This is a genomic window from Bacillus sp. z33 (assembly GCF_058313615.1).
Map to the genome: position 1 here is coordinate 1111542 of NZ_JBZFQN010000001.1, position 22619 is coordinate 1134160.

Annotated in this window: 26 protein-coding genes; 3 read left to right on the plus strand and 23 right to left on the minus strand. The window is 37.9% G+C overall.

Annotated elements, in window-relative coordinates; all coding sequences use genetic code 11:
* Positions 1 to 26: 26 nt before the first annotated feature.
* The 4 genes from yhbY to AC4G3L_RS05280 are packed head-to-tail and all read right to left on the minus strand — an operon-like array spanning position 27 to position 2788.
* On the minus strand, positions 27 to 320 hold the full coding sequence (gene yhbY, locus AC4G3L_RS05265) for a ribosome assembly RNA-binding protein YhbY (RefSeq protein ID WP_491075920.1): 294 nt from the start codon (positions 318 to 320) through the stop codon (positions 27 to 29).
* On the minus strand, positions 321 to 1151 hold the full coding sequence (gene aroE / locus AC4G3L_RS05270) for a shikimate dehydrogenase (RefSeq protein ID WP_491075921.1): 831 nt from the start codon (positions 1149 to 1151) through the stop codon (positions 321 to 323). It abuts the gene before it with no gap.
* Between the two features lie 12 nt (positions 1152 to 1163).
* Entirely contained in the window at positions 1164 to 2270 is a 1107-nt protein-coding gene (gene yqeH / locus AC4G3L_RS05275) for a ribosome biogenesis GTPase YqeH (RefSeq protein WP_491075922.1), read from the minus strand.
* A gap of 2 nt (positions 2271 to 2272) precedes the next feature.
* The gene (locus tag AC4G3L_RS05280) at positions 2273 to 2788 is read right to left on the minus strand and encodes a YqeG family HAD IIIA-type phosphatase (protein ID WP_491075923.1); all 516 of its coding nucleotides are present in this window, start codon (positions 2786 to 2788) and stop codon (positions 2273 to 2275) included.
* A gap of 384 nt (positions 2789 to 3172) precedes the next feature.
* On the opposite strand from AC4G3L_RS05280, the gene AC4G3L_RS05285 reads away from it, so the two are divergent.
* The gene (locus AC4G3L_RS05285; protein ID WP_491076241.1) at positions 3173 to 3304 is read left to right on the plus strand and encodes a sporulation histidine kinase inhibitor Sda; all 132 of its coding nucleotides are present in this window, start codon (positions 3173 to 3175) and stop codon (positions 3302 to 3304) included.
* 62 nt (positions 3305 to 3366) lie between these two features.
* On the opposite strand, the gene AC4G3L_RS05290 is transcribed toward AC4G3L_RS05285, so the two are convergent.
* The 3 genes from AC4G3L_RS05290 to sigK all read right to left on the minus strand — a co-directional run bounded on the left by AC4G3L_RS05290 (position 3367) and on the right by sigK (position 7379).
* Positions 3367 to 4146, minus strand: coding sequence for a phosphatidylserine decarboxylase (locus tag AC4G3L_RS05290; RefSeq protein WP_491075924.1), 780 nt, complete (start codon positions 4144 to 4146; stop codon positions 3367 to 3369).
* Between the two features lie 185 nt (positions 4147 to 4331).
* Complete coding sequence (locus AC4G3L_RS05295) at positions 4332 to 6578, minus strand: MMPL family transporter (protein WP_491075925.1); 2247 nt, start codon at positions 6576 to 6578, stop codon at positions 4332 to 4334.
* 84 nt (positions 6579 to 6662) lie between these two features.
* Positions 6663 to 7379 carry an RNA polymerase sporulation sigma factor SigK gene (sigK, locus tag AC4G3L_RS05300; protein WP_491075926.1) on the minus strand — a complete coding sequence of 239 codons (717 nt, stop codon included), beginning with the start codon at positions 7377 to 7379 and terminating at the stop codon, positions 6663 to 6665.
* 168 nt (positions 7380 to 7547) lie between these two features.
* Between sigK and AC4G3L_RS05305 the strand changes: the two genes are divergently transcribed.
* A complete protein-coding gene (locus tag AC4G3L_RS05305; protein WP_491075927.1) occupies positions 7548 to 7712 on the plus strand; it encodes a YjcZ family sporulation protein in 165 nt (54 codons plus the stop codon).
* A gap of 395 nt (positions 7713 to 8107) precedes the next feature.
* Here AC4G3L_RS05305 and AC4G3L_RS05310 read toward each other — a convergent pair whose 3' ends face one another.
* The 3 genes from AC4G3L_RS05310 to mtnN all read right to left on the minus strand — a co-directional run bounded on the left by AC4G3L_RS05310 (position 8108) and on the right by mtnN (position 9560).
* On the minus strand, positions 8108 to 8242 hold the full coding sequence (locus AC4G3L_RS05310) for a YrzI family small protein (protein WP_491075928.1): 135 nt from the start codon (positions 8240 to 8242) through the stop codon (positions 8108 to 8110).
* 209 nt (positions 8243 to 8451) lie between these two features.
* Positions 8452 to 8664 carry a YrhC family protein gene (locus AC4G3L_RS05315; RefSeq protein ID WP_491075929.1) on the minus strand — a complete coding sequence of 71 codons (213 nt, stop codon included), beginning with the start codon at positions 8662 to 8664 and terminating at the stop codon, positions 8452 to 8454.
* A gap of 200 nt (positions 8665 to 8864) precedes the next feature.
* Positions 8865 to 9560, minus strand: coding sequence for a 5'-methylthioadenosine/S-adenosylhomocysteine nucleosidase (mtnN, locus tag AC4G3L_RS05320; protein WP_491075930.1), 696 nt, complete (start codon positions 9558 to 9560; stop codon positions 8865 to 8867).
* 151 nt (positions 9561 to 9711) lie between these two features.
* Here mtnN and AC4G3L_RS05325 point away from each other — a divergent pair, with 151 nt between their 5' ends.
* Entirely contained in the window at positions 9712 to 9918 is a 207-nt protein-coding gene (locus AC4G3L_RS05325) for a DUF2536 family protein (protein WP_491075931.1), read from the plus strand.
* Positions 9919 to 10006: 88 nt separating this feature from the next.
* Here AC4G3L_RS05325 and AC4G3L_RS05330 read toward each other — a convergent pair whose 3' ends face one another.
* From AC4G3L_RS05330 to alaS, 13 genes are all read right to left on the minus strand, one after another.
* Positions 10007 to 10180, minus strand: coding sequence for a hypothetical protein (locus tag AC4G3L_RS05330; protein ID WP_491075932.1), 174 nt, complete (start codon positions 10178 to 10180; stop codon positions 10007 to 10009).
* A 34-nt stretch (positions 10181 to 10214) separates the two neighbouring features.
* Entirely contained in the window at positions 10215 to 10895 is a 681-nt protein-coding gene (locus AC4G3L_RS05335; protein WP_491075933.1) for a YrrS family protein, read from the minus strand.
* 86 nt (positions 10896 to 10981) lie between these two features.
* Positions 10982 to 12763 (minus strand): peptidoglycan D,D-transpeptidase FtsI family protein, encoded by a 1782-nt coding sequence (locus AC4G3L_RS05340; RefSeq protein ID WP_491075934.1) that lies wholly within the window; start codon positions 12761 to 12763, stop codon positions 10982 to 10984.
* 118 nt (positions 12764 to 12881) lie between these two features.
* Positions 12882 to 13358: a transcription elongation factor GreA gene (gene greA, locus AC4G3L_RS05345; protein ID WP_491075935.1), complete on the minus strand. Its 477-nt coding sequence runs from the start codon at positions 13356 to 13358 to the stop codon at positions 12882 to 12884.
* A gap of 259 nt (positions 13359 to 13617) precedes the next feature.
* Complete coding sequence (udk, locus tag AC4G3L_RS05350) at positions 13618 to 14250, minus strand: uridine kinase (RefSeq protein WP_491075936.1); 633 nt, start codon at positions 14248 to 14250, stop codon at positions 13618 to 13620.
* 2 nt (positions 14251 to 14252) lie between these two features.
* Positions 14253 to 15521 (minus strand): peptidase U32 family protein, encoded by a 1269-nt coding sequence (locus tag AC4G3L_RS05355; protein ID WP_491075937.1) that lies wholly within the window; start codon positions 15519 to 15521, stop codon positions 14253 to 14255.
* Between the two features lie 24 nt (positions 15522 to 15545).
* Positions 15546 to 16475, minus strand: a complete 930-nt coding sequence (locus AC4G3L_RS05360) for a peptidase U32 family protein (RefSeq protein WP_491075938.1) — start codon at positions 16473 to 16475, stop codon at positions 15546 to 15548.
* The gene (locus AC4G3L_RS05365; RefSeq protein WP_491075939.1) at positions 16472 to 17125 is read right to left on the minus strand and encodes an O-methyltransferase; all 654 of its coding nucleotides are present in this window, start codon (positions 17123 to 17125) and stop codon (positions 16472 to 16474) included. Before AC4G3L_RS05365 ends, AC4G3L_RS05360 begins: the two co-directional genes overlap by 4 nt.
* 162 nt (positions 17126 to 17287) lie before the next feature.
* Positions 17288 to 18412 (minus strand): endolytic transglycosylase MltG, encoded by a 1125-nt coding sequence (gene mltG / locus AC4G3L_RS05370; RefSeq protein ID WP_491075940.1) that lies wholly within the window; start codon positions 18410 to 18412, stop codon positions 17288 to 17290.
* Positions 18413 to 18731: 319 nt separating this feature from the next.
* On the minus strand, positions 18732 to 19007 hold the full coding sequence (locus AC4G3L_RS05375) for a DUF1292 domain-containing protein (protein WP_491075941.1): 276 nt from the start codon (positions 19005 to 19007) through the stop codon (positions 18732 to 18734).
* 15 nt (positions 19008 to 19022) lie between these two features.
* The gene (gene ruvX, locus AC4G3L_RS05380) at positions 19023 to 19442 is read right to left on the minus strand and encodes a Holliday junction resolvase RuvX (protein ID WP_491075942.1); all 420 of its coding nucleotides are present in this window, start codon (positions 19440 to 19442) and stop codon (positions 19023 to 19025) included.
* 1 nt (position 19443) lies between these two features.
* Complete coding sequence (locus tag AC4G3L_RS05385) at positions 19444 to 19710, minus strand: IreB family regulatory phosphoprotein (protein WP_491075943.1); 267 nt, start codon at positions 19708 to 19710, stop codon at positions 19444 to 19446.
* Between the two features lie 159 nt (positions 19711 to 19869).
* Positions 19870 to 22509 carry an alanine--tRNA ligase gene (gene alaS, locus AC4G3L_RS05390; protein ID WP_491076242.1) on the minus strand — a complete coding sequence of 880 codons (2640 nt, stop codon included), beginning with the start codon at positions 22507 to 22509 and terminating at the stop codon, positions 19870 to 19872.
* Between the last annotated feature and the right edge of the window lie 110 nt (positions 22510 to 22619).

Below are 22619 nucleotides of genomic sequence, written 5' to 3' on the forward strand. Positions count from 1 at the left end.
GCCCCCTTCCCTGAATAAGAATTTAATTATGATGGCAGAATAATTTGTTTGTTTTCTCTGGATTCTTTATATAAAACAATTGTATTACCGATGACTTGAACCAATTCCGCACGTGCACCTTTAGAAAGCTGTTCAGCCACAGTATCACGGTCTTCTTCACAGTTTTGAAGTATGCTTACTTTTATAAGTTCTCTTACTTCCAAAGCCTCGCCAATTTGTTTAATCATATTTTCATTCACTCCGCCTTTTCCAACCTGGAATATCGGTTGTAGGGAGTGTGCCTTTGAGCGTAAAAAACTTTTTTGTTTACCTTTTAACATTTATGATCCTCCTAATTGTTGTAAAACTAATTGTTTCATTCTTTCTGTATCCGGCATAACACCTGTCCATAACTCGAAAGCCAGTGCTCCCTGATTTACAAACATATCCACGCCGTTTTGAATCTTATTACCACGTTCTTTTGCCTCTTTTAATAATTTGGTTTCAAGAGGATTATAAATAATATCACATACAATAGCGTTTTGAGTTAATTTTCCCAACGATAGTGGTGACTCATTTATATCTGCCAACCCAACTGAGGTTGTCTGAATAATAATATCATATTGGCCAAGAGAACTTTCTGCCTCTTTCAGGCTAATGGCACTTGAGCTTACGGTACCCTGATAATCAGACAATAACTGTTCGGCAGAAGAAACTGTTCGATTGGCAAGATCAAGTTTAGCCACACCTGCTTTGGCTAATGCAAAATAAATTCCCCTCGCTGCACCGCCAGCTCCGATGATTAAAACGTTTTTATCATCTATTTGCGCTGTAAGGGAGAGCAGGCCTTTGATGAATCCAGGTCCGTCTGTATTGTACCCATATAAACGCCCGTCTCTATTGACAACTGTATTAACAGCCCCAACCTCACGTGCAAACTCGTCCAGTACATCGATATAAGGAATAATAAGGCTTTTAAAAGGGACCGTCACATTAAAACCACCGGCTCCCAAAGCTTTTAATCCTTGAACTGCTTGTTGTAAATCAGTATCCTCCACGCAAAAAGGCAAATATACTCCACCTATCGAATATTTTTCAAATGCGTCATTATGAATAAGCGGAGACATTGAATGCTTAATAGGATTCCCTAATACGCCGAACAGTTTATTCATTTTACTCTCCCTTTAGATCAATGATTTACGAATTGTCACTTGTACCCCTTTTGGAACATGTGCCGCTATTACTGCACCCGGCTTATTAATTGTCACCCAGCCCAGACCTGAAAATACGATATCTGTTTTTCCTTCTTTTATAGAGAACTGATGAGCTACAAGTGGTGGGAAATCATCTAATTCAGAAGGATTCGGCGGCACCAATAAATCGCCTGCATGTGTTTTATACAGCTCATCCGCTTTTTCCAGTTTTGTCCGATGGATATTAAGATCATTAGACAAGTAACAGGTAAATGAATTTCTTTCGCCCTGGATAAAATCAAATCGAGCCAATCCGCCGAAAAAGAGTGTTTGTCCTTCATTTAATTGAAAAACTCTTGGTTTAATCTCTTTTTTCGGAGTAATTACTTTTAAATCTTCTTTGCCTACATAATGAGCCATTTGATGATGATTAATGATTCCCGGTGTGTCGATCAGTGCTTTTTCATCATCCAGAGGTATTTCAATGATATCAAGGGTCGTTCCCGGGAAGTATGAAGTTGTAATCACATTTTCTTCTCCGCTTCCCTGCTTAATAATTCGATTGATAAAGGTTGATTTCCCAACGTTTGTACAGCCCACAACATATACATCACGCCCTTCACGCAATTCCTCAATACGCTGCATTGCCTCTTCAATACCTTGTCCCTTGGCACCGCTGACAAGCATGACATCAACTGGCTTCAAGCCCAGTTCAGCCGACATTTGTTTCATCCAGGCAATCAGCTTTTTAGGTTTCACAGATTTAGGCAGCAAATCACTTTTATTACCAATTAAAACGACCGGGTTATGGCCGACGAATCTCTGTATACCAGGAAGCCAGCTTCCATTAAAATCAAAAATATCAACCAATTTAACGATTAAAGCCTCTTTACTTCCAATTCCATTCAAAATTTTCAAGAAATCGTCATCGGTTAAGGATACATCCTGAACCTCATTATAGTGCTTAAGCCGAAAACATCTTTGGCAAATGATTTGTTCCTTTTGAAGAGAGGAAGCAGGTGCATAACCAATTTTCTCCGGATTCTCCGTTTGAATGGCAACACCGCATCCTACACAACTTATTTGTTCCTTTTCCAATTCTAGTCCTCCCATGTTATCTGGCCTTTTTTACGGAACCATGTTAATATTCTGCGTTCAATTTTACGATTTATTTTAGTAGTCCATCCATCTGTTTGAGCAACAGGAACTACAAGGATTGTTTGAAATCCATTACGATTACCACCTAGTACATCAGTTAGAAGCTGATCACCAATTACGACTGCTTCTTCCCTTTTAATACCCATAATATCTACAGCTCTTTTGAAAGCAGCACCCATAGGTTTCTTTGCCCTAAAGATAAATGGAATTTGAAGTGGGTCAGCAAACGATTTTACACGGAGTTCACTGTTATTGGATACAATGGTCACTTTAATTCCGTTTTTCTTCATCATCTCAAACCAAGTGATCAGTTCAGGCGTGGCAAGCGGGCGGTCCCATTCCACAAGAGTATTATCCAAGTCTGTAATAATCCCCTTTATCCCTTTATCTTTTAATTCCTGAGGTTTAATTTCAAAAATACTTTTAACATGCTGGGAAGGTAAAAATGCTTTTATCATTCTATACACCTCTATTATTCTTTCTCACCGCTATTCATCATAACGGATATTTTAATTTATGTCATAGCTAATTAGCTAAATTTGATGAAAAGTGTGGTCAAAATGGAAAACCTTTCGACATATTACGTCATTGCGTAAAACTGTGGATAAGTTTATTCACATCACTAACAACCCTTTTTCTTATATCCAGTACGATTTATTTCGTTCCTTAAAGATACGCACATGTTACCCACAAGTTATACACCTACCCTTGTGGATAACAGAACGGTTGTTCCGCTTGCTCGATTCTGTTAAATTAAGGATACACCAAGGCAAACTACTAATATACTGTCGTTGCCACCCATTTAGAACGGTAAATTGGAGGTGAAGCCGCAAGGCAAAATAATGCAAAAATTACCTGATGATCTGTTAATCGAATCTTACTACAAAGCCAGGCATTTAAACTTAAGTCAAGAATTTATCCGTCTTATCGAGAGAGAAATTGACAGGAGATCCTTATCTTATAGAATATTCTAAACTAACGCCACAAAATGGATGGTCATCTGTAGCCCTGGTCTAGTAACCAGGGCCTAATCTTTTTATTTTATATACCCTATAGTTTCTCCAACATGTACCGATTGCGGTAATTTTCCGGTTATGGATGGGCTGAATGTTTCCTTCTCAAACAATAGAACTACTGTTGAACCGAAAGAAAAATATCCGATTTCTTCCCCTTTATGCAAAGTATCCCCAGAATGTGTTCTCTCTATTGAATTAACAAACATGGCACCGACCTTAACTACTGATAGAAAACCACCAGGATGCCGGATTTCTGTAATCTCCCGATAATTTTTTGATAAGGGGTGTTTCCCTAATGTCATTCCCCACTTATTGACTGGATACGATTTTTGACCAAGGCTATACATACGCGTAACCATTCCATCCACAGGAGAATGGATACGATGGTAATGACTTGGACTTAAATAAAGAACCATATACCTTCCGCCCAAATATTTCTCCGTTTCCTTAGCACTCCCAAGCATCTCCTCTACCGAGTAAACCTTTCCTTTCACTTTAAAAGAGGAATCTTCTTGTATAACGCCACTGTCTTCCAATACAGCATCTACCGGACTGACGACAGTACCTTCATCACCATTTATATCGCGTGCGCCCTGCATTAAAGCCCTTGTGAAAAAGTCATGCAAGGATGTATATTCATGAATGGGACGGTCCATCTCATCCAGATTGATCTTATATTGCTTAGCAAATGATGGGATGATCCTTCTGCTTACTTTAGAATTAGCAAATTTCCTTAAAAGCGACGATGTCCATCTGCCATTCGTCAATTCAATTAATGATTGATATAATTTTTCCTTCACGTTCTTCACCTATTTTCCCTTTAGTAATAATGGGCACTTATACTTAAAAACCACTTGATTGATTAGAAAAGTAGCAAAAACACCCATGACGTACAGGGTGTTTGTCTCTACTTAGTTTACTATTCCTTTAAAGGAAGGGAAAGATTTTTCTTTCTGTTATGCAAAGTATATTATCCCTAAAACTCCTATTTCCTCTTTGCAGGCAGCGGAATCCACCAATTCCATTTCCCCATCATTTTCAAAAGAATGGGGACAAGGATTAACCGGATAATTGTAGCATCCAATAAAATCGCAACAGCCAGTGTGAAACCCAATTGTTTAATCTCTAGCACACGTGTCAGAATAAATGAAGTGAACACAATCATCATAATGATTGCAGCCTGGGTGATAAAAGGACCTGTATATTCGATACCCTTTGCAATTGATTCTTCATTATCCAGGGAGTTTTCCCATTCTTCTTTTATTCTCCCAACTAGAAATACTTCATAATCCATTGATAAACCAAACAATATAGCGAATGTCAAGACAGGCAAATAAGACTGTAAATATCCAGGTGATGTAAACTGGAACAGACTCTCTCCCCATCCAAATTGAAAGACAGCTACTGTCATTCCGCACGCCGCTGTTACACAAATAATATTTAAAAGTATAGCTTTTACTGGAATGAGCAAACTTTTGAAAGCAATTACCAAAAAACAATAGGAAATCATTAATATAATAAGGATGACAATGGGCGTTTTTTTCACCGTTTCTTCGTGTAAATCATTTATTTGTGCTGTAAATCCACCAATATAGAGAGTCCCGTCATTTACTTCTTTTTTGAAACGCTCACTTATTTTAGAGACAAATGCTTTTGCTTCAACAGAATCAGGTGCATATTTCAAGGTAATCATGAGAGGTGCTACATTAAAATCCTCATTTACCAAAAACTTGGTATAAGGCTTTAGTTCCGGCAGTCTGAGTAATTCTAGCACTTCACTTGATTGATTGCCTGATAAATGATTGGTTAATTCCGTTATAGAAGAAATCATTTGGACCTCATCATAGGTTTGAAGAATATCCGTCATCGCAGCGATTCCCTGGAGCTCATCCATACTAAATTGATTACCTTTAGCTTTCTGTACCAATAGAACCGGTGAATATAAACCAGCAACAAATTCTCTCTCTAACAGTGCATTCCCCTTACCAGATGGATAATCCTTTAAGGCATCTTGATTAAGCCCTATTCCTAACTGGATCTTTAATAATGGTGTTGTGAGTGCTGCAAGAATTATCGTCGTACCAATTAAATAGGAAATGGAGTACTTCATGATATGTTTTGTCCATCTATACATATAATTTCTTGTCTGATTAGACTTTGTCTTCATAAATGGTATGGAAAAGCTATTCAAACGATGGCCCAGCAAACACAATAATGAAGGTAAAAAAGTAAGCGTCAGCAGTATTAGTACGAATAAAACAGCAAACGTGCCGATCGTTAGATTTAGAAATAATTTTGCATGAACAAGAGGAAGCCCTATTAACGAGATCATAACCGTCATACCAGATAAAAATATAGACTTTCCACTGGTGGCGATTGCTATGGCAATTGCCTGATGTGAATCTGTTTTTTGGAGTTCTTCCTTGTATCTCATAATCAGGAATAATGAATAATCAATTCCTATTCCAAGCCCTATCATCGTGACTACACTCGGTACAATAACATCAAAATCCTGGTACCCTGAAATACTTAAACATCCAAAGGTAATTATAACAGCCATGGCCCCCATAATAATCGGAATCATTGCTGCTGTAAGGGAACCAAATGCCACCAAAAGAACCACCAGGACAAAAGGCATTCCTATCTTTTCCGCAAAGGAAAGATCACGCTTTTCCATATGGGTCAAATCTTTTATTGTCGGAGTAGAGCCAGTCAAATATAGTTCCAGATCCCCCTTTTTTGAATCCAAATATGCATGAAGCCTATCAACTGTCCCTAGTATGTGTTCCTTATTTCCTTCAATGAAAAGTAAAGCATAACACGTGTGCAAATCTGATGAAATTTGGTTAGTCCCCTCCATAAGCTGTTCTTCAAGTGGATGAGCAAGAACTGTTACCCCTTCTATTTCTTGAATATCAGCCAGTACATGATCTACATTTTCATAAAAATGATTTTCATTTATTGTCTGTTTATCGGAATGAAAGATAAGAAAATTCTGTTCACCCATATCTTTTGTAAATGTACGTTCTATTAATTTTTGAGTTAGTTCAGATTGTGATCCACTTACATCTAACTGCGGAGGTGCGAGATGATTAAAAAAAGATGGCATTAGCGTTATCCCGCCAATGAATAGCAGCCCCCAAATAAACAAAATTACCTTATAGTATTGGGTTACCATGCAACCGAATCGGTAAAAATAGGATGGAGAATCCTGAGGGTTAAATCTTTCCATATTGACACCTCAATTTCTTAAAAGCGTGTCAATATTATTTCCTTCCACCCAAAAAAACGGACAAGTATCTTTTGCCCGTTTTAACTATTTTTTCTTCCTTTTTTCCTTCTCTGCCCGATAAAATTCATGGAACATTTTCATTAAAGCTCTTTTTTCAATTCTCGAAACATAGCTACGGGAAATACCAAGTTCTTTCGCTATCTCTCTTTGTGTCTTTTCCTTTTTTAAATCCAGACCAAACCTGCCAACGATCACTTCTTTTTCACGGTCATCAAGTATATCAATATATTGCTTTACTTTTTCAAGTTCCATATTAAGTTGGATTGTGTCAATGACATCCTCAGACTCAGATTTTAATATATCAAGCAATGATATTTCATTTCCTTCTTTATCTTGACCAATCGGGTCATGTAAAGATACATCTTTCTTTGTTTTTTTTATCACTCGAAGGTGCATCAAAATTTCATTCTCTATACAACGTGCCGCATATGTAGCAAGTTTCGTGCCTTTGCCTGAAGAATATGATTCAATAGCCTTTATTAAGCCAATCGTCCCGATTGAGATAAGATCTTCGGTATCCTCCCCAGTATTTTCAAACTTCTTCACAATGTGAGCTACAAGCCTTAGATTATGTTCAATTAATAAATTCCTTGCCTCCGCATCTCCTTTCGCCATCCTTTCAATACATTCCCTTTCTTCCTTTGCTGATAACGGTTGGGGAAATGCATTGTTTTTCACATAGGAGACAAGAAAAACCAATTCTTTAATAAAATATCCAAATGCTGCTAAAACCCCTGCCATTAAAGATCAGCTCCTCACTGTTTCAAACAGTTAGATTATTAGAATGTATGACAACAGCCTCTATCCCTTGCATGTCCTTTAAGAATTAAGTTATTTATTTTATCCCCAATCCTTTGGAGGCATTTCCCCATACTATAGCAATAATCTAATGTATAAGGAGGTTCATTTATGTATCCTTATCCTTATGGGGGACCCAGTTTTGGCTGGGGCTGCCCTCCGCCGCCCTGCCGAGGTGGGTTTGGAGCTGGATTTGCTATTCTTATCATTTTATTCATCTTATTATTCTTCTTTGGCTTTTGGGGTTTCTCTGGCGGCGGTTACTTTGGAACCTAATAGGGGAAAAACTTATGCTCTGCATAAGTTTCTCTATTCATGATTTTATAATTGTTATATCAGCAACAATAACAAGTCTGATCGTAATAACGGCAACACCCATTACAAATAATATATGGTAACCACCCCCTTATATTTCTTGATAACCAAAATTCAACATAGGGAGTTAGTCCCAATTAACTTGTTCTTAAAGAATAATTGATTATACTGTGCTGTGAGTTTAGAATTATACGCTATCTTAATTAATCCAGAGATATTTAGATACGTTTAAAACAATATGATTTATCATAATTAACCACTGCCATCCAAATAATAGGCATGTTTTAGCATGCTTGTAGCTTTTTTTCCGTAAAAAAACTTTAAGAGCCTTGCAGACTTTATAAAAATAGAATGAATTAATAAAATTTATTAATCATAATTGTCTTGCGATCAAGCATTTCATTTTCTGCTTGGCGTATTGAAACATATTCAGAACGATCTAACTTATTGGATTTAATTGTGACAGTGAACAGGATCATATTGATAGTCACTTGATAACCTCCTTGAACTATACCCATGTTTGTTTTTAGCACACTTTGTCAATATATTCATCACATCAACAATGCAGAACTAAACTATAAAAAAATTCTATAAGTGTATTCCTTATTTTTACTGTCAGAGCCATGATAAGTAGATTTCCCTTGTTACAACAAAAAAGCCAACTCACTATATGGAGTTGACCTATTATTTTTAGAAACTATTATTCTTCATCTTGTATTAATTTGGCGTATTTCATGGATAGAGCAAAAAATATTGTAGATAATACCAATACGCCTACAGTAGCAAAAGTTAAATATTCTTTCACAACTTCACTCATGCCTTCTTTTGGTAATATGGATCCCAAAAAGAGAAAAACAGCAAACATAAGGAGCGTTGTACCAAAACGTTTATAATCTATCATTTTTTCTTTCAAGGGAACTACCACCTTCCAATTAAAAACTAGTAATACAGTAACATGATATTTCCCATCCTGCTAATGTAAATAGTGGAAGGCAAACCATTGCGTAAACTTGGCTATTCAATAGATTAGTAAAGTTCACAGAACCTAAACTATCTGAAAAGGGAATAATAAAAAGAGCTCTGTCTCGGCGTATAAGACAGAGCTTTTAAATATTAGACTAATTCTTTTACGATGCCCATTGCCAATTGAGCTGAATGCAGGGCAGCTTTTTCCAGGAATTGGTCAAATGATAGGTCAGATTCTTTCCCAGCAATATCACTTAATGCTCGTGTAACAACGAATGGAATATTAAATTGATAAGCTACCTGAGCAATAGCTGCTGCTTCCATCTCAACAGCCTGCAATTCTGGAAACTTTTCTCTGACAAAACGTACACGTTCAGGATCAGACATAAATACATCACCAGTGGCTATTAAGCCTTTTCCAACACCTACTCCATCAATGCTTCCAGCAACTTTCTCCGCAAGTGCCACCAGGCTTTCATCCGCAGTAAAGGCTGCTGGCAATTGAGGAACCTGCCCATATTCATAATCAAATGCCGTAACATCTACATCATGGTGGCGCACCTCAGTTGAAATAACCATGTCTCCCACATTTAAGTCAGGGTTATAGCCACCTGCAGAACCTGTGTTTATAATATAATCCGGCTTAAATTTCTCAAGAAGGATTGCCGTCCCCATTGCTGCATTTACTTTTCCTATACCGGATTTCAATAGTACAACATCAACGCCATACATTTGCCCGTTTGTATATTCTGTATTAGCAATTACAACAGACTCGGCATTCTCTATATTCTCACGCAAATACGCAACTTCTTCTTCCATTGCGCCAATGATAGCAATTTTCATCTATATAGCTCCTTTAAAATTAAAAGTTAATGACAATAGTATCATTCTACCACAATTCATCCTCAGAAACAGGTACTCATTTCTGTCTCGGAACTAGTGTATTCGTCGTATTTTTGATAGACTAGTTTTGAAAATGAAGGAGGCGTAAAAAGTGGATTTTAAATTAGAATTGATTGAAGACAAAGTTGAATTTTTTGAGGCTTCTTCTTTGCAAGACCTTGAAAGGAAAATTCAACAAAAAATAGACCAAAACAAAGCAATCATGCTATCTGTACATAATATATCCTACCAAGTCTACACCACCCCCGAAGGCAAACCAACATACACAACAGCTGTGCACTATAAACTAAAAAGCTGAGGCGACTGGTCAGCTCCGACAAGCATAAGAGGAGTCACGTAGGGAGGCGATTTCCCTCCCGCAGTGGCTACACTTATGACTCGAGGAGCTAGGAGCCGAAGCTGGATTGACTAAAAAGCTGAAACGGCTGAATTAAGGAACGAAGACTAAGAACGCCACGTCCTGTGGCAACGTCTTCATGACCAACATCCTGTTGGCCTCCGTTATGTATAAGAGGCGGCTCGCAGCAATCATAGTAAGCAAGTAAGCAAAAGGCTGCCAAGTTGGGCAGCCTTTTACAAGTAGTGATATTAGTATTAGCTTGCTTTATCATTCTTAAGGAGTTTTTCTACCTTTATTGGTTTCCATCCTTCACCATCAACCCATTGGATATACACACGATACGTGCTTGATCCATCTTTAGGTGATATGGTCCCAATGGCTTTATTTGGTTCACCGCCATTTTCTAAATACCATAGAGTCATATTACTTTGGTCGATGCCTGCTCCATAAGCAATAGCACGTTCCATTTCATTCCAATCCGCGGAACCTTTTTCATATTGTGTAACATGCTCTCCGCTTTGTTCTGTACCAACGGGTTTCCATGAAGGATCAGAGTATGCTTCTTCAACGTTTTCGTCAGATCCTTCTTCTTCAACTTTCTCTGATTCTACTGTATCTTCTTCTGATTTTGAGGAGTCTTTATCTTTCTCTTGATCCTGACTTACTTCTTTCTCATCCTCAGTGGATTGCTCATCCTCATTAGTTGCAGTTTCCTGGTTGTCAGCTTCCTCTTCTTTATTACTTTCCGATTGTTCATTCGTAGAGTTTGTATTTGTATTCTGACTTACCGGTTCATCATTGTTTCCTAAAAATATAGCAGCTCCAACCACGATAATAAGGAGAATGACAACTGTAATCAGTATATTGTAGACTTTATTTACCTTTTTATCCTTACGTTTAGTCATACGCGAAGGATATTTATCTTGCCTATCCATATATACTTCCCCCTAATATTCTAATAAAGATTATTTTAACATGGATAGGTAAACACTAAAAGTTATTCAATTTTTCGTCATATTTTTTATTCTATGCCTCTTTTTTGATTAATTGCGTGGATCCCGTTTACCATTTGCAAATATAAAGGAGTTACTGCACCTGAATTTCCAGGTGTCTCTAAATTTACAATCACCATTGCATACTTTGGTTCATGAAACGGAAAATACCCGGCAAACCATTTATTATACATTTGTTTTGATTTATCTTCTTTTATACCAATTTCAGCTGTGCCTGATTTACCAGCAATCTCATACTCAGCTGTATATAGATTTCCTGCAGTTGCATTCTTTCCTGTAGTTGTTACTACCCCTCTTAATAATTGTTGTACTTTACTGGCTGTAATGTTCGAAATGGTTTTACCCTCTATCCCTTTTTCTTTAAAGGAGGCAATAGTTAATCCATCATGATCAACAGCTTTTGAGGCAGCCCTTACCATTTTCCTTTCTCCCCCTCTGGCAATCGTAGCCATCATACTGGCAATGGCAAGTGGAGTTACTTTTACGTTTAATTGGCCGATTGAAGTATTGGCCACAAAATTATCGTCCTTCCTCATGGAGGATTCTGCCCAAATAACACCCGCTTTCTCTTCCGGCAGTTGTTTAATGACAGAAGTATGAAACACCCTTCCTGTCCATCCATTCAGGTTGATTAAGCCGAGTCGTTCGGCATACTGTTCAATAAGATTTGGATTTTTCTTTGCCAATTCTTTTCCCAAAACTCCAAACACCTGATTGCTGCTTAAGGCAAAGCCTGTTTTAAAATCTATACTCCCGAGCAACCTTCCAGAATTTTCATCCACAGGCCGATTTAAATGATCCAAATTACCATTGAATTGTCTTCCGTCCAGAGATAATCCTTCTTCTATGGCGGCAGCCGCAATAACCGTTTTAAAGACTGAACCGGGAGTCTGAGGAGTAATCATTTGATTATGGTTGCTCATATCGTTTATTTTTTTATTCTCACGCGGCATGGAGACCATTGCCAAGATATCATTGTTCTCAACATCCAAAAGGATAATTCCGCCTTTTTTCAGCCCGTTATTCTCAGCTACTTCCTCCGCTAGTTTTTGATAATCCTGATCAAGGGTAGTTTGAATATTAATTCTTTCGCCAGATTGACTTTCATCTAAATAACGAACATCTATCCCAAACATAGGCAGGCCATTAGCCGCTTTATGATAAACCAATTTTTTACTGCCATTTCCCTGTAAAAAAATCTGGAAAGCTTTTTGTAATCCGGTTTTTCCTACTTTTGTTTGGTAATTTACCGGAGTATACCCATTTTCATTAGCAGAATCAATATCATTCTTATTTAATGTTAATGAACCAAGAAGATGTCCTGCTGGCGGATTAGAAATTCCCCCTAACTTCTTTACACCAATAATTCCCGGGATATGGAGATTGTTAATTTGCACCATTTGCACTTCTGTTAATTCTTTTATGGAATTGTCTTCAAAAATAAATGGTTCTTCTTCTTCCTTAAGCCTTTGCAGCAATAATTCTTTATCTACTCCAAGAATGGCTGCCACTTTATCTGCAGGCCATTGTAAATGTTTAACAAAAGGGAACATCACCAAAACTGCTTTTTCCTGATAGGATATTGGCTTACCCTCACGATCAAGAAATCCGCCTCTCCCATCATCCAATGTAATTTCATCGATTCGTTGTTTCACACTATTTTCTAATAAATTAACGCGATGCTTAGAATAATCCTTTGGCTTCACTAGCTGTATATGTATCAGCTGGGCTGTTAATAAGCTGAACAGTGCCAGAAAACTGATTCCAATCCCTACCATTCTTTTTTTCATAAACACACCCCCTTACTCCTACCAGTTTCGACGGTACAAGCCTTTTTCAAACCAATACAGGATAAAATAAAAAAGCACCCAAATGGGCGCTTTTTTATGGCATACATTAAATTTCAAATTATTGAACGGATACGATAACGACTTCCATGTCACCACCAGGTGTTGAAACCGTTACTTCATCACCAGGTTTTTTGCCCATTAAGCTGCGGGCAATTGGAGAATCGTTTGAAATTTTAGACTCAAATGGGTCAGCTTCTGCAGAACCTACAATTGTATAGGATTCTTCTTCACCGTCAGGCAGCTCTTTGAAGGTTACAGTTTTACCCAGTGTTACTATTCCATCCTTTGATGTACTGGATTCAATGATTTGAGCATTTCTAATCATATTTTCAATTGTTGTGATTCTTCCTTCAACAAATGCCTGCTCTTCTTTAGCAGAATCATACTCAGAGTTTTCGGATAAGTCCCCAAAACTGCGGGCAATTTTAATCCGTTCAACAACTTCCTTACGTTTAACGGTTTTTAAAAGTTCTAATTCTTTCTCTAATTTTTCTTTTCCCTCTTTAGTCATAGGGAATACTTTGTCAGTACCCAAAAAATTCCACTCCTTTTGTACTTTCACCATTGCACGAACTGCTATTAGGTGATCCATGTATATATATGCATTTAACAATTATGTATATACCCTTTTATTGGTATAGGAATTGCGCGTTCTCACTTGAACGCGCAATTGCACTCATTGTTAGCTTAGTTTCTTTTTATTGATTTGTCTATTAATTTTATCAAAATTTTTTAAAAAATGGATAACTTTTTTGTTATTCATATGGTAATATAATACAAAATCCAGAGAAATCTTATATCATTGATTTCTGTTCCAGGATAGTCTGGATTTTAGTTACCATTAAATCAATGGCCACATGATTATGACCGCCCTCTGGAATGATAATATCTGCATAGCGCTTAGTAGGCTCAATAAATTGGTTGTGCATAGGTCGAACCACAGATGTATATTGTTCAATCACAGAGTCAATCGAACGTCCCCGTTCCTTTATATCACGCATTAGTCGACGTATAATACGAAGATCTGCATCAGTATCAACAAATAGTTTAATATCCATTATATCGCGTAATCGCTCATCTTCAAGAACTAAGATACCCTCAAGGATAATAACATCCTTGGGTTCAACCCGTATGACTTCACTTGAACGTGTATGCATAGAATAATCATAAACTGGCTTTTCAATTTCTTCGTATTTGAGCAGTTTGTTAATATGCTCCAATAAAAGATCATTATCGAAAGCCAATGGGTGATCATAATTTGTTTTTAATCGTTCCTCAAAGGGAAGATGGCTTTGATCTTTATAATAATAATCTTGTTCAAGAATCATAATGGAATGGCCCTTGAATTGTTCATAAATTGCTTTTGTTACGCTCGTTTTCCCGGAACCCGAGCCTCCTGCAACCCCAATTACAATTGGTTTAGTCATTTTTAGTTCTCCTTCCTCATCATATCATATGGATGCACCGGTTGATTTACTTTCAAACGGACTGTCATAAGCGGATGTCTCGCAGCATCTAATTCATTGCCATCCTCATCCCAAATAGTACCGACTGTTTGTGTAAAGTTATCGATATTAGGTCCGAAAAATTCAATTTCATCTCCCGGTTTAAAGTAATTTCTTTGCTGTAAGGTAACGATAGATGTCTGTTCATCATACGATAGAACAAGTCCGGCAAAATCATGTGTAGTTTTATTATTATGATTACCAAACATTTGCTCCTTATGGTTTGGTACACCTTCAAAGAAAGCAGGAGCTGTTTCACGGTTCGCACACTTATTCAGCTCTGTAATCCACTCTTCTTTAAAAACAAAGTTGTCCGGATCCGCACAATAGGCATCAATAACCTTACGATATACACTGACAACTGTAGCGATATAGTGAATGGATTTCATACGCCCTTCAATTTTCAAACTGTCAATTCCCATTTCAATCATGGTTGGAATGGATTCGACCAGCTTTAAATCTTTAGGACTCATCGCAAATGCTTCATCCTCTTCTTCAAATAGTGGTTTCTCACCATCTTCAGTATGGGTATATAAATGATAATCCCATCTGCATGATTGACAGCAGCCGCCTCGGTTAGAGTCACGAGCTGTCATATGGTTCGATAGCGTACAGCGCCCAGAATACGCTATACACATGGCCCCATGAATAAAGGTTTCTATTTCGATATCTACCTTTTCTTTCATAAGCTTTATTTCTTCTCCGCTTGTTTCACGTGCCAACACGACACGGTCCAACCCTTCTTCTTTCCAAAACTGTACAGCTTTCCAGTTTGATAAAGATTGCTGTGTACTTAGATGAATTTCCAGCTTTGGAGCAGCCTTTTTACACGTCTCTATGATTAATGGGTCAGCCACAATAATACCTGTTACACCAGCCTCCTCAATACCTTTTAAGTATTCAGGAAGACCTTCAATATTCTCATTGTGAGCAAAGATATTGGTCGTAACATATATTTTGGCACCATATTGTTTGGCGAACTCCACACCTTCCTTCATTTCTGCCAATGAAAAGTTACCGGCATTGGAGCGCAGCCCATATTCCTGACCACCGATAAAGACGGCATCAGCACCATAGCGGACCGCGATTTTCAACTTTTCCAGGTTACCGGCAGGAGCCAGTAATTCCGGTTTTTTTATAATAACGCGTTTCCCGTCAATGACTTGAGAAATTCGATTTTCTGACACGGACATTCTTCGGTCATCCTCCATTCCCTGTTAATAAACAGTCTCTTTAAAAAAGAAGCCGGTATCCAACATTCTGTTTGCCGGCTGAAGTTCTTCGGCTTTTTGCAGTAAATCATTCTTTTTATCTTCATATAGATCCGGATTTAGTGCATATAAATCAATCGCCTGGCGATATAATTTTGTTACCTCAATGATATAATCAGAATCTTTTAGAATCCCGTCAATTTTAAAGGAGTCCACACCAGCTTCAAGCATTTCTGCCAATTCATCTATAATGCAAATGTCATTTGGGCTCATAATATGTGTACCATTTTCATCTTCAAAGATAGGATATTTGGCATTACGCTCCGGATCATGTAAGAATAAACCTTTGTCGTCCTTTAAATTATTCACTTTCATATTGCGACCCTGATAATTAAAATAATTGCCGATAAGTGTCCGCTTTGACTGGAACATCGCTGTCATTCCATGCACCTGTACTTCAATTTCTACTTCTGCATGTTCTTTGATTTCCACGATAGCATCCATATTAATTTCCCGGGCAAGGACCGCGCGTTTAGCCCCTTTCGTTCCCCAGTAATTACAAGTGAACCAATTGGTTGCAGTCGTTTCTGTATTCCAGTGGAGGGGTAAAGCTGGAGCAGCTTCCCGCGCTGCCATCAAGACAGCAGGATCGCCAAATATAACAGCATCTGCATGATTCTCATCCAAGAATCGTAAATAATCGGATAACTCGTCCACTTTCTCGTTATGAAATATGGCATTCATGGCCACATACACTTTTTTTCCTTGTGAATGAGCAAGCCGAATCGCCTCTTTAACAGCCTCTCTATCAAACTCTCCAGCCAATCTTAGTCCATAACGCTGTTCACCAATGACAAATGCATCTGCACCCGCTTCTATTAACGGGATAATGTCTGCTGTCGTTTTGGGTGTAACTAATAGCTCAGGTTTTTTCATGCTTTTTCACCTCGTTTAATACTGATAGCCAATCCATCCCCAACTGGTAGTATGACTGTATCAAAGTCATCTTTACTCATGAGCCATTCATTATAGCCTTTTATTTTATTGACCAAATTCTTTGTACGCTTTGATTCAATCTTTTCCTGTTCAAGAGCAACCATGCCCTTAAACAGAACATTATCAGAAAGGATGATCCCTCCCTGATTTAAATACTTTTCATATATTTCAAAGAAGCGTTTATATTGTCCTTTAGCAGCGTCAATAAATATACAATCGAAAGGTCCTTCGGGAGAAACAATCGTTTCAGTCTCAAGTGCATCGCCTTCAACAATGTTAATTCTGTTTCCCATACCCGCTCTTTCAATAAAATGGTGCGCTTTTTCTATTCGTTCTTCGTCTCTTTCTATTGTGAGTATGGAAACACTTGGCAGAGCGTACGCCATTCGTAAAGCAGAATAACCGATAGCTGTCCCAATTTCCAAAATAGTACGTGGCTTTTGGATTTTTAGAATCTGTAACATAGACTCCATACCGGTTAACTCCATAATCGGAACACCATTCTTACTTGCGTACTCTTCCATTTCACTTAGTAAATCATTACGAGAAGGTACTAGAGTCTGTAAATATTCATCAAGATTCTTATTCATCCTCATTCCTCCAAACCCTTTACTTTGCTTAATTCAAAAAAATGAGAAAGCCTCATGGCTTTCTTTGTATACATACACTATTTTATGCACTTCGAATATTTTAGCATATTTAGGGGAAAGAAGCGAAACGTTTCTTTATTTCCATCGTTCCCCTGAATAGCACTAATTATTCGTGATATGCTTCGCTTTATCCTTATTATGCTCTTCCAATGTTTTGTTAAAAATGACTTCTCCTGACTTAGTAGCAAGGAAATAAAGATCATCAATATTGGCCGGATTTAACGCTGCCTGAATGGATGTTTCACCTGCATTGGCGATTGGACCCGGTGTTAATCCTTTATTTCGATAAAGATTATACGGTGAATCGACCTCTAAGTCTTTATAGGTAACCCTATTTTTATGTTCACCTAATGCATACAGAACGGTTGGGTCTGTTTGCAGAGGCATATCTTTCTCTATCCTATTCCTAAACACGGCAGATATTTTATCACGATCCACCTTTTCCGTCGCTTCTTCTTCAATTAAAGATGCCATTGTTAATAAAGCGTGCGGTGTCCATTTTCCCTTAGCCATCTCATCCTTATACTTTACGATAATATCGTTGGACTTTTTAATCATGTGACTGACAATCGACTCAATAGTTGGATCTTCTTCATAGAATGAGTAGGTTGCCGGATATAAATACCCTTCCAATGGATATCTGATATCCTCACCAAGGATATCATCCGTTAATAAATCCGGATAGGTTTTCATCATTTCTTTAATAAATTCGTTTTTATTGATGACAGCTAAGACATTTCTAGACTTTTTGCCTGTTTTATCAGCAATAATTTCGGAAATTTGTTGCAGATCTCTACCTTCAGGAATGGTGATACGATAGGTCTCGGCCACTTTTCCATTTTTGATGTGATCAATTATTTCCTGAATTGTCATGGATTGTGTCAAGTCATACGTTCCAGCTTGGAAACCAGATTCATTTTTGAACTTAACAAAGTATTTAAATACTTTAGCATTTTTGATGACTCCGTTATCCTCTAAAGTTTGAGAAATCAAGCTAATTCCAGACCCTCGTGGGATTTCTACCTTGATCGCATCTTTATTATCAGGATCAACGGGCTTTAAAGCAGAGGAAATATACAAGTACCCGCCAAGTGCAGCCAGTGCCGAAATAATGATGAAAGCCGCTAACGAAACGGCAACAATTTTTCTCACCACTTTAGCCTCACTTTGTCTTTCGCGAAGCTTTACCTTCATCTGTTCTTTCTTCCAATTATTCTCATTTTCCAAAAGTGATGCCCCCTTAAGGCATTTTTATTACAATAGCCCTCTTTATTTATTGCAAATATTAGCGGAATCTGTCAATGATTATCATAAATTTTTTTTAAGAAGTACAAGATAATAGTATAATCACTCATTAATAGACATTTACTTTTTATAACATTTTAGCTTTTCCCTCTCTAAATGTCGACCATTCCCGGACATGATTTATTTTAATTATAAGGATCAATGATTATATTTATAAAATACTCTATCATTCCGCAAAAAAATTTGCGCCATCCATATAAAAAGCTCTCCCGAGAAAATCGGGAGAGCTGTGTTTGGATGTTTATTCTTCTTCGTCGTCAAAGAACGTATTGATAACTTCTTCAACCATAGCCCATTCTTTATCATCTTCTATATCATTTAAAGTTCCAACTTCACCTGTTTCATCAGGAATAAAAGATGCTACATGGATGAGGTCATCATCTTCATCTTCTTCATTTCCTACTGGCGCGAATACTACATATTGTTTATCATAATCATCCAATTCAAAAGTAAGTAAAATTTCATGCAACTGTTCGTTACCATTTTCATCAATAATAGTTATCATATTTTCTTCCATGTGATCACCTCAAAATTATTTGCTGCCGCTGTCTAAATATCCTTGCAGAATAAGTACAGCAGCCATTTTATCTATTACTTTTTTACGTTTTTTACGGCTGACATCCGCATCCAATAAAACACGTTCAGCGGCCATTGTGGTTAAACGCTCATCCCACAAAACAACCGGCACCTTATATCGCTTTTCAAGCTTTGAAGCATAATATTGACTTGCCTCACCTCTGGGACCAATTGTCCCATTCATATTTTTTGGCAAACCGACGACAAATTTATCTACTTTATAAGGTTTTAGAATTTCATCTAAACGTTTCAGGCCAAGCTGATTCTTCTCTTCGTCTATCGCTATGGTTTCTAAACCTTGAGCAGTCCATCCCATTTCGTCACTGATGGCCACTCCTACAGTTTTACTCCCCACATCAAGACCTACAATTCTCATATTATCCCTCTCGTTGGTGCTCTAAATAAGATTTGACCAGTACTTCTATAATCTCATCTCTTTCAAGCTTTCTAATAAGATTCCGTGCATCATTATGACGCGGAATATAAGCAGGGTCTCCTGATAAAAGATATCCTACAATTTGATTAATAGGGTTATAACCTTTTTCGTTCAGAGCATTATAGACTTCCATTAAAACATTCCTTACATCATGTTCGAAGGAATCATCCGGGAAATTAAATTTCATTGTTTTATCAAATGAACTCATTTCAACGCACCCCGCTTTCATTCAAAAAAGCTATATTTCCTTGTCTTCCTATTGTACACTAATTAAACCGAATAATAAAATTCAAATGATAGTTCGGCAAATCTGAAATATTGCCTCCCTAATCAATTAGATAGAAGGGGGGTAAATCGCCCCCTCTTTTTATCGGTTAACCAGTTCTTTTACCAATTCAAGTGCAGCATCTAAATCTGCTGGATTTTTACCGCCAGCCTGTGCCATATCAGGACGTCCGCCTCCGCCGCCTCCGCAGCGTGCAGCAACTTCTTTAATAATTTTACCTGCATGGTATCCCTGATCTATCAAATCCTTCGTCACTGCTGCAATCAGGTTCACTTTATCACCTTGTGTACTGCCAAGGACAATAATAGAAGACCCAAGCTTTTGCTTTAATTCATCAGCCATATTTCTTAGATTATTCATATCCTGTGCCTGTACCTTTGCAGATAAGACTGTTACACCATTGATAGATTCAGCTTTGGTTTGAATATTTCCTGCTTCTATATTAGAAAGTTTTGCTGCCAAAGATTCATTTTCTTTTTGGGCATCTTTTAGTTCACCTAATAAGGAATCGATTTTTGCCGGTAAATCTTTTGGATTTGCTTTAACCTTAGCCGCTGCCTGACGCAGAACACCAATTTGTTCTTTTAATTGCAGGTAAGCAGATTCACCAGTTACGGCTTCAATCCTTCTCGTACCTGCGCCAATTCCGCCTTCAGAGACAATTTTGAAGAGCCCGATCGTTGACGTATTAGGTACATGGCAACCACCGCATAGCTCTAAGCTATAATCTCCCACTTGTACAACACGTACGATATCACCATACTTTTCTCCGAATAAAGCCATTGCACCCATTGCCTTTGCTTCATCAATAGCTTTATTTTCAATCGTTACGTCTATACTCTTCCAAATTTTATCATTAACGATTTGCTCAATTTGTTCAAGCTCTTCTTCCGTTACTTGTCCAAAATGGGAAAAGTCAAAACGAAGTCGATCTGGTCTAACTAAAGAACCAGCCTGGTTAACATGCGTTCCCAGTACATCTTTCAACGCCTGATGTAAGAGATGTGTTGCCGTATGATTTTTAATAATCTTACGACGATTGGCTTCATCCACAATCGCTTTGCCTTCCATTCCTTCCTTCAGCAATCCGTATTCCACAATGACTGTATGCAGATTTTGACCATTCGGCGCTTTTTGAACATCTTTTACGAATACTCTTAAATCATCACCTTCAAAGAATCCCTTATCTGCAATTTGTCCGCCGCTTTCCGCATAAAAAGGAGTTTGATCCAATATGACTTGGACTTCCTCTCCAGCCATGGCGTCATCTACTTTTTCACCATTTTTGATGATAGCTTCCACTTTGGCCGGGCATTGCAGAGTTTCATATCCGACAAATTTACTTTGTACTTTGATATCTCCTAAAACACCGCTTTGCACTTGCATAGAATCCACATCCTGGCGTGCAGCACGCGCGCGCGTCCGTTGAGCTTCCATTTCCCTTTCGAAACCTTTGCGGTCAATTTTCATCCCTTCATCTTCAGCATACTCTTCTGTCAGTTCAACAGGGAATCCATACGTATCATAAAGACGGAATACATCATATCCATTTACTGTATCGCTTCCTCTTTTTTTCTCTGCTACAATGACTTCGGAAAGAATCGCTAACCCATCATGCAATGTTTCATGGAAACGTTCTTCTTCATTACGGACAACCTTCGCTATGAAATCCTTCTTCTGTTGAACTTCCGGATAATAATCCACCATGATATCAGCGACAACCGGCACCAGTTCATACATAAACGGTTTATTAATGCCGATTTTCTTAGCAAAACGGACAGCTCTTCGCAACAATCTCCGTAATACATATCCTCGACCTTCGTTGGACGGAAGCGCACCATCACCTATAGCAAAGGCCACAGTACGAACATGGTCAGCAATCACACGAAACGCCACATCTTTTTCTGCGCTTGTTCTATATGTTTGACCAGAAATTTCTTCTGTCTTATGAATAATTGGCAAGAATAAATCCGTATCAAAGTTCGTGTCACCATTTTGGAAAATGGATGCCATCCGCTCAAGGCCCATACCTGTATCTATGTTTTTCTTAGGCAATTCCGGATATTCACTGCGTGGGATTTCTGGATTAGCATTAAATTGAGACAATACGATATTCCAAATTTCGATATAGCGGTCATTTTCGATGTCTTCTTCTATTAAACGAATTCCAATATCTTCAGGGTCGAATTTGGTTCCACGGTCAAAGAAAATTTCAGTATCAGGTCCAGATGGGCCTTCACCAATTTCCCAGAAGTTATCTTCAAGCGGAATTAAATGATCATCTGGAACCCCCAAGCTTTTCCATACATTATAGGTATCTTTATCAGCTGGATAGTAGGTAATATAGAGTTTATCTTTTGGCATTGCAAACCAACGCTCGTCCGTTAATAACTCCCATCCCCATTTGATTGCATCTTCTCTGAAGTATTCACCAATTGAGAAGTTACCCAGCATTTCAAAGAAAGTATGGTGCCGTGCTGTTTTACCAACATTTTCAATATCGTTTGTTCTAATCGATTTTTGGGCATTAGTTATTCGCGGGTTATCCGGAATAACTCGGCCATCAAAATATTTTTTTAATGTTGCAACACCGGAATTAATCCATAGCAGGGTTGGATCTTCTACCGGCACTAATGATGCACTCGGTTCAATTCTGTGACCTTTTTCCTGAAAGAAATCTAAAAACATTTGGCGAATTTCTGCCCCAGTCATGTACTTCATTTGATTGACTCCTCCTTTTTTATACACAAAAAAGCCCTCATCCCAAAAAGCAGGGACGAGAGCTTGACTCGCGGTACCACCCTGATTACGAAACATGATTGTTTCGTCAC